Here is a 12,945-nt window from a genome sequence, read left to right as displayed (position 1 = left end):
AGCTAGAGTGTGAACGGCTTACAGCTAGCAACATAGTTGTAATCCTTTACTTGAAGAGGCGGATATGGTGACATATCGGCGAATCTGGGTGGTACCACGAGAGTTCAATCTCGTCCCTGAGACTATTGTCTTGGGGATGGGATTTTTTGGTTTTTCCGGGGCTGTGACTACACGCTTTGGGATTGCCTGAATAGTGTTAATTAACGAGTCAATTTCATAATACGTTTTTAGTGAGTTATGAAATTGATTCAAAGAGAAGAATCACTCAAACCGAAAGGAAATGATGATTGAATGTCAGCAAAATTGAAAGTCGGTATCGTCGGAGGAACGGGAATGGTAGGTCAGCGTTTTGTGGACCTGCTCGATCAACATCCATGGTTTGAAGTAACAGCTATTTCTGCAAGCGCCAATTCGGCAGGTAAAACATATGAAGAATCCGTACAAGGCAGATGGAAACTCGCAATTCCTATTCCGGAAGCTGTGAAGAAAATCGTTGTTCAGGATGCTTCCCAGGTAGAGGCTTTTGCCAGCCAGGTTGATTTTATTTTCTGCGCAGTTGATATGAAAAAGAACGAAATTCAAGCGCTCGAAGAGGCTTATGCGAAGACTGGCACACCTGTCGTGTCCAACAACTCGGCTCACCGCTGGACGGCTGATGTTCCTATGGTAATCCCTGAGATTAACCCGGGACATCTGGATGTCATTGAAGCACAGAGAAAACGTCTGGGTACCAAAACCGGATTCATTGCCGTAAAACCAAATTGCTCGATTCAGAGCTATGTGCCAGCACTGCATGCCTTGCGTGAGTTCAACCCGACTCAGGTTGTCGCTTCCACGTACCAAGCAATCTCCGGAGCAGGTAAAAACTTTACCGACTGGCCTGATATGCTCGATAATGTCATTCCATACATCGGTGGCGAAGAAGAGAAGAGTGAGCAGGAACCACTGCGGATCTGGGGTAGCATCGAAAATAATCAGATCGTCAAAGCATCCGCTCCGTTAATTACAACACAATGTATCCGTGTACCGGTAACGGATGGGCATCTGGCTACAGTGTTTGTCAACTTCGAGAAAAAACCAAGCAAAGACGAAATTCTGGAGCATTGGTTGCAGTTCAAAGGTCGCCCGCAGGAACTGGCTTTGCCAAGCGCACCAAAACAATTCATTACGTATTTTGAAGAAGAGAACAGACCACAGACGAAACTGGATCGTGACATCGAACGTGGAATGGGTGTCTCCACAGGCCGACTTCGCGAAGATTCACTCTATGATTACAAATTCGTGGGATTGTCGCACAACACGCTCCGCGGAGCGGCAGGTGGTGCGGTTCTGATCGCAGAACTGCTTAAAGCTGAAGGATATATTCAGCCGAAATAAGCACGAAAGCATCATGAGCAGTAACAGATTTCTGAACAGAATGATTATTTGAAAACCATCACTCGTTGATGGTTTTTTCTTATTGTGGGCAGGGATTGGGAAATGGGCAGGATTAGATAAAAGAGATTACAGTAGAGGTTACCCGTAACGAAAAACGCCGACAATGATGTCGGCGTTTTTTAAACATTCCAGTATGTTGTTAGGCAGCGGATGTCTTATCCGACTTTTGCAGAAGCTGCGAGCGACGACCGAGCAAATAACCTGTCAGTGAAGCGAGCATCTGTTGGAATACCATGCCAAGCACGACCGGGACAGCAACAGGTGGCGGAAAATAGGAAACAGCCAATACTGCGCCTGCGCTAATATTGCGCATGCCTCCATTGAATACGAGAGCGACCTGATCGGCCTCATTCCAGCCCAACAATCGGGCGATGAAATAACTTAGTGCATAACCGAATGACGCCAGGAAAATAATGATGACCGCAAGTCCAGCCAACTTCCAGTTGAAATCAGCCAAGTAAGGCGCAACGACGGATCCGTTAATCGCGACGACTGATGCCATGAACAATTTGGACAACGGATTCAATCTCGGTCCCCAGACCGGGACAATGGCGCCTTTGGTCCACTCATTCAGCAGCATACCGAGCAGGGATGGTACAACAATCATCCAGAACAGACTGCTCATCATAGCTGCCGTATCCAGTGTGACACTGGTGCCGATTAGCAGGGATAACACCCCGGGTACAACGAAAGGGGCAAGCATGGTATCAATCAGGATAATGGAGAGCGTAAGTGCGATATTGCCCCGATAGATGCTAACCCAGATGAAACTGCTTATTCCTGTCGGAATCACGGCTGCCAGAACGAGGCCCGTAATGGTGTACGCATCTGTAGGAAAGACCAGATGACCCATGCCCAGAGCAATGAGTGGCATTGCCAAATGCAATATGAACAGACATACAAACAGGGGGAACGGCTTCTTCAGCACGTTCACAAAATCCCGTATCCCCAGACTGATGCTTCCAGCGAACGTCATGAACGCAAAGAGCCAAGGGGATAAAAAGGTATAAGAAGAAAGAAAACTCCCGCATAACACGCCAATAATAATGCTGATTGGGGTAATCAGTGGCATGATGCGGTTCAAGCGTTGGTTTAAGGCTTGAAGCATAATCATGACATCCCTTTACCGTGTGATTCTACTATTATACATGTTAATAACGCTGGCTGCAGACCCATTTGCAATGAAGCAGTCCAAACAGGTATCATGGACTTGGAACAAGGATTCCGATGAGGAGAAGGGGAGATGATCATGTTCATAAGAAAAAGAAAGCACACGTTAATGATGACAGGCCTTATTGCATCAAGTATTCTGCTGATTTCAGCCTGTTCTGTCGTGGAACAAGCCAATCAAAGTCTAAATTATGTGAGTGGGGCTACTGATTATATAGAACAGGTATCGAACGCCGGGGCTGATCTGCAAGAGCTCGCATCGAGTGCGGTGAATAATCCGGAGATAACGACTCAGATTCAGGAGAAAATTGATCTGATCCAAGCAGAAGCGAGCGAATTTTCTCAGCTGACGGCACCAGCGATAGGAGAAAGCATTCATGAGAATCTGGTCAGCTATAATACGCAATTAACCGAAGTGGTAGGCAATTTCGAGAATACGATTGCGGAGCAAGGTTTTACGGCAGAAAATTGGGAGAAGACAGGGATTCCTGAACTGATTACAAACATTAATAACCTGAGAGATCCGCTAAGCGGGCTTCAGGGTGAATAGTTTGTAATCTTAAACTTTAAAAGGGCGGGATATCGGAATGACTGAATTACCGATATCCCGTCTTTTTAATTTTCCGAAAACGGATGCATATTTAATATCACAGGAGCTAGACTATATTATGTAATTATGAGATGCATATGACATTTATCTCATATTCATGTGAAGATGATCTATGATTTGACAAGGTTTTGACATAGGCGTATGATAAGTATATAAGTTAATAAAATATAGTTACTTACTATAAGTTTATACTGTAACTAAATATGTTTTGCCAAAGGAGAACTGCGTCATGACTGAACACAATGGAAAAGTAATCATTATTACAGGTGGAGCTAGTGGTATTGGTAAAGAGACAGCACTTCAACTTTCGGATCAAGGCGCGACTATTGTTGTTGCTGACTATAATGAAGACGGTGCGAAGAAGCTTGCCGCAGAGATTGAAGCAGCAGGCGGAACAGCAGGCGCGTACAAAGTGGATGTATCCAAAGGGGACGAGATCAAAGCCCTGATTGATTGGACAGTAGAGCAATATGGTACGCTAAGCGGTATTTTCAATAACGCAGGGATTGGACTTGTGAAGCCATTTCTGGAGATGGACCCGGAATCCTATCACAGAGTCATTGATGTAGACCAGCATAGTGTATACTACGGCATGTATTATGGTGCGAAAAAGATGGTTGAATTGAATGTACAAGGTACCATTGTTAATACCGCTTCGATCTATGGAAGTGTTGCAGCAGTGGGCAGCTTCAACTACAATGCAGCCAAGGCTGCTGTTGTCATGATGTCCAAATCCGGTGCACTGGAACTGGCTGAGCATGGAATTCGCGTGGTTGGAGTAGCGCCTGGTTTTATCGAAACACCGATTCTGGGTGATGACCAAGCCATGAAGGATGCGCTTGCTACCCAACATATGCGTGGAGAGCTCATTCAACCGGAAAAAGTAGCCAGTGTGGTTACATTCCTGTTCAGTGAAGCAGCAAGTGCAGTGAACGGTACAACTATCGCAGTGGATGATGGCTTCCTCAGCTTCAAAACCAAATAAGCAAGGTTTACAAAGAAACTCATTTGCAAAAAAACAGAAAAAAACGGTGCAGAACGATTTATTCGTTTTGCACCGTTTTTGTATTTTTATCATAATAGTAAACCTGTCATATGTTATAAATTAGTTTGTCGAATTATCCCGAAAATTCAGAGATCGTGATACAATTAGCAAGGTTGAATCTTTTTATCATTTTGTGGTGTGTCATACACAATTCGAACACCCAGAGAGCCATAGCTCTCTTCTTTGTAATGACATTGAGAACATATTTTTGTCGAGCATAATGCATCGTTGTGAACTTGTAATTTTTCGTTGCATAGTGGACATTTATTTTCAAAAAGAGCCTTCAACACGTTAAACATGCTTAATCACTCATTTCGGATTAATTTACTTGGTTTTTATTATAACGGATAATATTCGCTGTGTATACCAGTTTTAAGCTGAATAGAAATGAGATCTATATAGCAAGAAAGGAAGCGCATAACCGATGGATCTTCTGCTTTTTGTCATCATGTTCATACTGGGTCTGATCGGTTCATTCTTCTCCGGTTTGTTGGGTATCGGTGGTGCCATTATCAATTATCCGCTACTGTTATATGTTCCATCCCTCATGGGGCTAGAGCCGTTCTCAGCACATCAGGTATCTTCGATCAGTATGTTTCAAGTATTCTTTGCTTCACTTGCTGGTGTGATTGCATTCCGCAGAAAAGTACGAACGGGTAGAAGTGGTGGGGCTATCGTTCACCGCGGATTGGTGCTGTACATGGGCTCCAGCATTCTTGCTGGCAGTCTGATCGGGGGCTTCATATCCGGTTATCTGGACGGTAGGGTTATTAATCTGATCTATGGCATTCTGGCTATCATTGCGATTGTTCTCATGCTGATTCCCGGAAAAGGAAAGCTTGAGACATCAGATCCGCTAGTGTATAACCGATGGATTGCGGCAGGTACTGCTTTTACAGTAGGCATTGTCTCTGGAATTGTTGGTGCGGGTGGTGCCTTTATTCTCATTCCCATCATGCTGACGATTCTAAACATTCCAGTACGGACGACGATTGCTTCATCGCTGGCGATTGTATTTATCTCCGCCATTGGCGGGGTTATGGGGAAGATTACGGGTGGAGACATTCCGCTGGAACCCATCATATATACGGTAATCGGAAGTCTGTTGGGGGCATCCCTTGGTTCACGGGTTAGTTCGATGATCAATGTGAGCGTACTTCGGTATGCATTAATTGTACTTATTGCCATCACAGCGGTAAAAGTCTGGTCCTCCATTTTGTAAAATCAAGTCCGTTGGCATGAACAATGACTATTTCGTAACCAAACGGTTCGATCGCCGTATAAAGGTTATGAACATGAGCTGACGCGAAGGATATACCACCCGAATGAGTTCAGTTTTCGTCCATGGAGCACCTCACACTCCTTTCATGGATACATGTTTAACATTAATAGAAGTTGAGGTATCCACCCTATGAATAACGTACTTATAGATCAGGCTGATGCAGGATATCGGCTAGCTGAGCAGAAAGCATCGCAGTATTTTACTTCTCTTCAACAGCAACTTATGAATAATTCGTATACAACTGCACTCACCCAAGATATTCATGATTGGCAAAAAAAACATATTCATCGTTTTGCCTGGCTTTCTCTTTTATCACCAAGCAAAAGAAAACCGGATTCCCGGGATACTCATAGATATATTCATTGGCTGAATGCGACAGGAAGACTGGATGATTATCTGGATCGGAGTATCTCCTATATTTATATGCGGGACCTGGGGCAAGCCCTTGATTCTGCAGATACGCAGACCCGAATTCAGCACGTTGTCCAGAATACTAAAAAATACTTTATGCGCTCTGCTACCGAACGCAAAGGACAGCCTGATTATATCAGTCTGGCTGCATTGTACCGATGGGGACAGAAGGAACACATTGAATCGGCTGTCATCTGGGTGATGAACAAATTAAAGAACGTAGCATCCAACATCCCGAAAGAGCTGGATGCAGAGCAGGCGCAGAGGAAGCTCATCAAGATCATTCTCGGTGTGGTCCTTCATGTGGACGATGAGATGAACGAGCAGACACCACCTGAAGAACGGTCGCGGAGATTTGATGCGGCAATCAGACTCGGTTATTCGTACGGTTTGACGTATCCATTTGTAGATGACCTGTTGGATTCTCAGGCCTTGACTGTTCAGGAAAAAGAACAATATTCCCTGATGATACGTGATGCACTTCTTACCGGGGTCGTACCCGATCTGGGAGAGTGGAAAGGCAGTAATCTGGAAGTGATTAGATATGTTCATTCCGAGCTTCGGGAAGCATTTGAGTATATTAAGAACTATCAGCGTCCGGAGACTCAGCGCACGTTCCTCGAGCAATCCTATGTGTTCTTTCAGTCTCAGGAGATCGATCGCAACAAGAAATTATCCAATGCGAATTATACGAATGAAGAATTGTACATTCCGATTATTATCAAGTCATCTTCCTCCCGCTTAATCGTTCGATCTGTTCTCAGTGCTCAGGAGGATGAAGGATTCGATCTGCGGACGTTCTATTACGGAATATACAATCAGCTTGCAGATGATTTTGCCGATATGTTTGACGATATGGAAGAAGGCGCAGTAACTCCGTATACGTACTATTTGAAGTATCGCGACCTGCGCCCCGACTTGATTAATCCCTATGAATTGTACTGGGCTGTCATCTCGCATCTGATCCATGATGTATATAACTCGGACGCCAAGACCCGCGAGGTCATACTGGATCGTGCCATTAACGGTCTGAAGCGTTGTAAAGAGCGCCTGGGTCAGGAGAAATATGATGAAGTGATGCTGATTTTTGCTTCCGGACAGCCCGAATTCAATCGATTGGTTCAACAGATGGTACGCAAAGCAGATGATGTCGATTTCCTCGATAAATTGTTACGGGATCAGGTCGTACTTCAATTGAAGAATGACAAGCAGGAGAAAGAGGAGTTCCGGCAGACCATTCGAACAGTTCGCGAACAGATTAATGTGGAGTTACAGATAACCAAGCCCGGTGGACTTCCCGAGATGAAAGAAACGCTGATCGATGCAGCCAATTACAGCTTGCAGGGAGATGGAAAAAGGCTACGCCCCATATTGACGTGGGTTATGGGTGTGCGCGAGTATGGTTTACCTGAATCCTCCATCGTTCCACTGCTTAGGTCGCTGGAGTACATGCATACTGCTTCCCTGATCTTTGATGATCTGCCTACCCAAGATAATGCTTCGACAAGGCGTGGTCGCTCCACGCTGCATCAGGTACACAATAGCGCCACAGCAGAACTTACGGGTCTGTTTCTCATTCAAAAGGCGATTGGTGAGCAGTCATCATTGGATCACTTCGATGCGGCGACTGTGCTCACACTGATTCAATATTCAGCTGAAAAAGCAGAGGATATGTGCATGGGGCAGGCGATGGATCTGAACTCCAAAGGCAAGGCTTTGACGCTGGAGCAGTTAAACATGATCTGTTTTTACAAAACAGGCATTGCCTTTGAGGCTGCCCTTGTCATGCCAGCCATTCTGGCTCAAGTAAAGGATCCGGAGATTGCAATCCTGAAGAAATTCGCGTATCATGCGGGGATCGCCTTTCAGATCAAGGACGATTTGCTGGATTATGAGGGCGATCACCTTATCCTTGGTAAACCGGCAGGTCAAGATGAACGGAACAACAATTCAACCTTTGTATCCATTCTTGGTGATGAAGGCGCAAAGAAAGCGATGTGGGAGCATTATTGTTTTGCAACAGATGCATTGAATGAGATGCCGAAACCTATTCCATTTTTGAGACACCTATTGGATTATCTCGTTGGGCGGGAGCGCTGACCCATTTTCTCGCAATGCCTTGCAACATATGACTTATAATGATATATAATGACAAAGGTCTGGATTCCATATGATTGGATTCCGGGCCTGGTTTGGTTTCATAGACACCAAACTTTTGAAAAGATATGTTTCGACGCCTGAATTTTTGGGTACTAAGCTGGTATTATGATTTTAAAACGGACAGATCCGTTGTGGAACAACTTCCTTCCAATTAAAATTAACTTTCGACTATTTATAACATGAGTGATACGCCAAAAGGAGAGTTTACAATGCAGGTTCAAAAGGTTGACCATCACGAATTGTTCGAGCAGATCTACAACCAAGCACCTATTGGAATTGCACTCGTTGCTCCGACAGGAGAATGGAGAAAAGTGAACCCCGCATTTTGCTGTATGCTGGGTTTTACGTATGAGGAATTAACAAAGCTCACCTACCAGGATATTACGCATCCGGATGATTCTCCACAAGACGTGATCTATAACTGCGAGCTATTCGAAGGTAAATCTAAAGAGTATCAATATGAAAAACGTTATATCCATAAAAATGGTGACATCCTATGGACTTCATTGCATGTTTCATTAGTTCGTAATGAAATTACGGATGAACCTCTTTACTTCATTTGCCATATTGTTGATATTACTGACCGCAAAATGTCTGAACAAAAACTTCTGCATAGTGAAGAGATGTTCAATCTTATTACAGATCATGCTCAGGAGATCATCTATATTGCTGATCAGGAGGGCGTTTGTCGATTCTGCTCTCCCTCAGTCCAACGTTTATTGGGTTATTCGCCAGAAGAAGTGATTGGTCAAAATAATGATGCATATTTCCACCCACAAGATCTGGAACGGATCTCAAAAATGGACTTAACTAAAGGCAATCTGTTGGATATTAGGGTCCGTCATAAAGATGGGCATTATCTGTGGTTTGAAACCACATACAAGGTCTTTGGTGATGCTGAGCATGGACAGCAGATTCTTTCGATTGGACGAGATGTATCCGAACGAAAAAAACATAAGGACATCAGTGCAGAGGCTGAACGCATCGCTTTAATTGGCAGTTGGGAGTGGGATATGGTCAAAGACCAGATCGCGCTTTCAGATCAGATCTTTGAGATTTTTGAACTTGAACGCACCCGCAAATCATATTGTGCAAATGATGTTTTTAAAGTTATGAATGCTGCGGACATAGCCTCTTTACAAGAACAAATGGAATGGGTGAAACAAGGAAAACCGCTTGATTTTGAATACAAGCACAGTAGCTCTGATGGAAGTGAGAAGTATCTTCACTTACGCGGGCTGATCACGCTCGATGAATATCAGCAGCCAGTCCAGTTGAACGGAACATTACAGGACATCACTGAGCGTAAACGTATTGAATTCAAATTGCAGGAATCTGTGGAGCGATACACCTCACTTAAGAAATATAATCATGATGCCATTATCTCGTTTAACATGGATGGTAATATTATGAATGCCAATCCAGTAGCGGTGAAAATGACGGGCTGTCCCGTGGTCGAAATGATGGGCACAAGCATAAGCAGATTCATCGGAGCCAGTAATCTGGGTCTGATCCTGCGGAGTGATTATGAGATGGCTGAACAGGAAATTAATGCTGTTCGTCATACAGATGGAACCGAGACAGAAGTCTTGGCTACGCTTGCTCCGATCATTATTAATAACTCCAATGTCGGGTTCTACTTGATTGCAAAAGATATTACGGAGCAGAAAAAACTGCTTGTGGCCAAAGAGACAGCTGAGAGAATGAATAAGGCCAAAAGTGAGTTTCTTGCGATGATGAGTCATGAAATTCGTACACCGATGAACGGTGTAATTGGGATGACGGATTTGCTTCTGGATACCCCTGGTCTTAGCGGGGAACAGAAGGAATATATCGAAATCATCCAGAAGAGCGGAGATTCCTTACTGGCCATCATTAATGATATTCTTGATTTTTCCAAAATCGAGTCGGGCAAAACCGATCTGGTAGATGATCCTTTTGATCTCGCAGAAATCGTGACAGAGACCGTGCAAATCGTAAAACCACTGGCTCGCGAAAAGAAGTTGGATGTTCGTACGTGCGTAGATGACGCCATTCCGACTCCTGTGTATGGTGATGCTTACCGTCTTAAACAGGTACTTACCAACATCATTGGCAACGCGGTTAAGTTCACTTCAGAGGGCGGCGTTGAAATTGACGTTGGCATTAAGGAGAAGTGTGGCAATACCGTTCAACTTTATTTTAAGGTGAAGGATTCGGGTATTGGGATTCCGCTTGAGAGGAAACAACAGTTATTTGAGCCATTCTACCAACTGGAGAATTTCATGACCCGCAAACCTCAGGGCACGGGCCTTGGCCTTGCCATTAGCAAAAAATTGGTGGAACTCATGCAGGGAGATATCTGGATCGAGGAATCGGATGAGCCGGGTACAACATTTGTATTTACTGCTCGCTTTAAATTAACCAACGGTGAAGAGGGCAGCAGGTTAGATCAACAACAGAAAAAGAGCAGAACCTCCGCCTTGCGAATCCTAATTGCGGAAGACAATGAAGTGAATCAGCTCGTCCTTAGCAGGATAATCGAGAAAAAAGGACATGTTGTGGATCATGTCGTGGACGGTGTTGAGGCGGTCGAGGCGGTCAAACAAGATTCATACGATATTGTCTTCATGGATGTGCATATGCCAAGGCTCGATGGATTCGAAGCGACAAAAATGATTAAAGAATTGAAGTCCTCTGAGGATTGTCCATATATTATTGCGGTGACAGCAAATGCGGTAAGAGGAGATATGGATAAATGCTTGAAAGCAGGCATGGATGCGTATGTAAGCAAACCAATTAAGATCGAATCCATTATGCAAGCAATGGAGACCTATTACATGAAGTGTAATCTCTGAATGGACTAACACTTGATCGGCAAGAGAGCCGCTAGCTTATCATTTGATAAGTTAGCGGCTCTTTGTTTTTGACTTCACTCATGAAAGGATGCCTAAGGATTTTTGATCCACAGTTTGGAGATGTCCATATATCCGAATTCCGCTGTCTGCATGCCGAAGATGCTCTGATCCAGCTCAGCTTGCTTGTTCATGTGACAGCCATGCAAGATCCAACAGTGATCACGCAGTAAAGCTTCCGCCTCATCCAAGAGTGCCGTACGGTCTGCCCGATGGAGCTGGGCGAAATGATCCAGTTTGTCATCCAACAGGGATTGGAAAGCAGGAGACATGCACATATGAAAATGATTGGACAGGTTCTTGAAGAAATGAATCATGCCGTACTGCCAGTCTTCCTCCAGGATCTCTTCAGCCAAGATCAATTGCGCGTTCGTAGTTTCCTCTGAGTTGAAATAATCCACAACGGCCTGCATGCTAATGTTCAGACCGATGGACTGCGCACGATACTGGAACCACTCCGCAACGTCTGCATCCTTATTATGTTTATACGATAATGTTATCGTTTCACCTTGGTATCCACAGCGATAGAGTAATTCACGAGCTTGCTCAAGAGAGGCAACGGTCCAGTCTTGGGCTGCACTATTCCAGGGCAGGAAGCTGCTGGCTGGTGTGATCCGATTCCCACCGAGATCCTGGACAAGCGCAACCGAATCATAGACGATACGCAGGGCTTGTCGAAATAGGGGATGATGATGGATGCCTTCCTTGTGAAAATTGAACAGCATATACTGACAACCCAGCGCAGGATAATTGATGCTATTCGTGTGATCGCAACCAGTTGCCAGACTCAATCGATCTGTGCCCGGTAGCTCATAGTAGCGATCATTCGGACTTAGGTCTGGCACAAACCAGAAATGCACTTGATCCAGATGAGGCCGGATGCCGTAGTATGCATCATAAGCGGCAAGCTCCAGCACATCTTCATTCTGTTCTGTAATCTGAAAAGGGCCAGTTCCCATCAAGGTATTGGTTACATTGTAATCGTAGGGCAGGATCGTCATCCGAATACAACTGAACAGATGCAAGAAAAACCGATTAGGTCGACGAAGAACAAACTTGATGCAGTAATCACCGGCTACTTCCGCACGTTCGATATCCCGATACAACCAGATAGAGGGACTATTCACATCAAACAATCGTTGCAACGTCGCCTGTACATCCCGGGACGTCATAGCACGGCCGTTGTGGAAACGTACACCTTTTCGGAGATAGAAAGTCCATAAGCGATGGTCCTCGCTGCACTCCCACATGTGAGCCAGAGCTGGCAGGAATGATTCCGTCTTGGCATCATAAGTGATCAATGTATTACAGACTTGGCTCAGCAAATAGGTTTCAAATGCAGTATAGACAAAAGCGGGGTCCAGATCGCCCAACTGGCGTGACCTCATGATACGCAGGATATCCTGACCTGAAGCCGTTTCATTGTGGCCGTGAAATCCCATCTGTTGATGGAGGGAGAGCATGAGTTGTTCTCGCAGTGCATCATCCATCTGCACGTTTCCGATGAGTTCAATCGCGTCTTTCATTTTGCCTTTACCCAGAAGTTCCGTAAAACTCGCTTCCAGCGCCTCATTCAAGCTACGCAGCATCGTTAGCTCCGAATGATGTCCACGACCACGTCCCGGTTGCCAATGGATGAAGCCCTGTTCCTCCAATTTTCTGAGAATGAACTTCACATTACGAGGGGTGCAGCACAAGGTGGCGGACAGGCTGTCAATCGTCACCGCTACAGGTTCATGAAGTTTGAAAGAAAGTTGTTCGGCCCCGGCGAGCCTTACAAAGTGCGTATGTATGGTATCCATGGTCACGACTCCTCTATTAAAGGTGAAAAGTGTGATCATATGTTTACACTTTTATTTCCCCCTTTTATCCTTACAATTATACATTAGTAGAGGTAGTTCAAAAAGTCCGTTTTTGAAGCATCTAGAAAGAATAG

At 44.8% G+C, this 12,945-nt stretch carries 8 protein-coding genes and 1 other annotated feature (1 of these 9 cut by a window edge); of the genes, 6 read left to right on the top strand and 2 right to left on the bottom strand.

From position 1 onward, the window contains the following. Positions 1–121: a binding site (T-box leader), on the top strand; it begins 156 nt to the left of the window's first position. A 170-nt stretch (positions 122–291) separates the two neighbouring features. Then, positions 292–1,377, top strand: a complete 1,086-nt coding sequence (gene asd, locus FS628_RS01130; protein WP_145317811.1) for an aspartate-semialdehyde dehydrogenase — start codon at positions 292–294, stop codon at positions 1,375–1,377. A 199-nt stretch (positions 1,378–1,576) separates the two neighbouring features. On the opposite strand, the gene FS628_RS01125 is transcribed toward asd, so the two are convergent. Further along, the gene (locus FS628_RS01125) at positions 1,577–2,545 is read right to left on the bottom strand and encodes a bile acid:sodium symporter family protein (RefSeq protein WP_074094894.1); all 969 of its coding nucleotides are present in this window, start codon (positions 2,543–2,545) and stop codon (positions 1,577–1,579) included. Positions 2,546–2,686: 141 nt separating this feature from the next. Here FS628_RS01125 and FS628_RS01120 point away from each other — a divergent pair, with 141 nt between their 5' ends. From FS628_RS01120 to FS628_RS01095, 5 genes are all read left to right on the top strand, one after another. Continuing rightward, the gene (locus FS628_RS01120) at positions 2,687–3,157 is read left to right on the top strand and encodes a DUF6376 family protein (RefSeq protein ID WP_145317808.1); all 471 of its coding nucleotides are present in this window, start codon (positions 2,687–2,689) and stop codon (positions 3,155–3,157) included. Positions 3,158–3,446: 289 nt separating this feature from the next. Continuing rightward, positions 3,447–4,202 carry an SDR family NAD(P)-dependent oxidoreductase gene (locus FS628_RS01115; RefSeq protein WP_145317805.1) on the top strand — a complete coding sequence of 252 codons (756 nt, stop codon included), beginning with the start codon at positions 3,447–3,449 and terminating at the stop codon, positions 4,200–4,202. Positions 4,203–4,686: 484 nt separating this feature from the next. Further along, positions 4,687–5,484 (top strand): sulfite exporter TauE/SafE family protein, encoded by a 798-nt coding sequence (locus tag FS628_RS01105; RefSeq protein ID WP_145317800.1) that lies wholly within the window; start codon positions 4,687–4,689, stop codon positions 5,482–5,484. Positions 5,485–5,673: 189 nt separating this feature from the next. Further along, on the top strand, positions 5,674–8,055 hold the full coding sequence (locus FS628_RS01100; protein WP_145317797.1) for a polyprenyl synthetase family protein: 2,382 nt from the start codon (positions 5,674–5,676) through the stop codon (positions 8,053–8,055). Positions 8,056–8,324: 269 nt separating this feature from the next. After that, a complete protein-coding gene (locus FS628_RS01095) occupies positions 8,325–10,952 on the top strand; it encodes a PAS domain S-box protein (RefSeq protein ID WP_186327682.1) in 2,628 nt (875 codons plus the stop codon). Positions 10,953–11,044: 92 nt separating this feature from the next. On the opposite strand, the gene FS628_RS01090 is transcribed toward FS628_RS01095, so the two are convergent. Further along, a complete protein-coding gene (locus FS628_RS01090) occupies positions 11,045–12,811 on the bottom strand; it encodes an ABC transporter substrate-binding protein (RefSeq protein ID WP_145317792.1) in 1,767 nt (588 codons plus the stop codon). Positions 12,812–12,945: the final 134 nt, after the last annotated feature.

The organism is Paenibacillus xylanexedens, assembly GCF_007676705.1.
Taxonomy (GTDB): domain Bacteria; phylum Bacillota; class Bacilli; order Paenibacillales; family Paenibacillaceae; genus Paenibacillus; species Paenibacillus xylanexedens_C.
Note: the sequence above shows the minus strand (reverse complement) of the source record. Positions and strands in the feature narration are given on the sequence as shown.

Coding starts and splice junctions, on each gene's coding strand:
- asd (WP_145317811.1), top strand. CDS start 292: ATGTCAGCAAAATTGAAAGTCGGTATCGTCGGAGGAACGGGAATGGTA.
- FS628_RS01125 (WP_074094894.1), bottom strand. CDS start 2,545: ATGCTTCAAGCCTTAAACCAACGCTTGAACCGCATCATGCCACTGATT.
- FS628_RS01120 (WP_145317808.1), top strand. CDS start 2,687: ATGTTCATAAGAAAAAGAAAGCACACGTTAATGATGACAGGCCTTATT.
- FS628_RS01115 (WP_145317805.1), top strand. CDS start 3,447: ATGACTGAACACAATGGAAAAGTAATCATTATTACAGGTGGAGCTAGT.
- FS628_RS01105 (WP_145317800.1), top strand. CDS start 4,687: ATGGATCTTCTGCTTTTTGTCATCATGTTCATACTGGGTCTGATCGGT.
- FS628_RS01100 (WP_145317797.1), top strand. CDS start 5,674: ATGAATAACGTACTTATAGATCAGGCTGATGCAGGATATCGGCTAGCT.
- FS628_RS01095 (WP_186327682.1), top strand. CDS start 8,325: ATGCAGGTTCAAAAGGTTGACCATCACGAATTGTTCGAGCAGATCTAC.
- FS628_RS01090 (WP_145317792.1), bottom strand. CDS start 12,811: ATGGATACCATACATACGCACTTTGTAAGGCTCGCCGGGGCCGAACAA.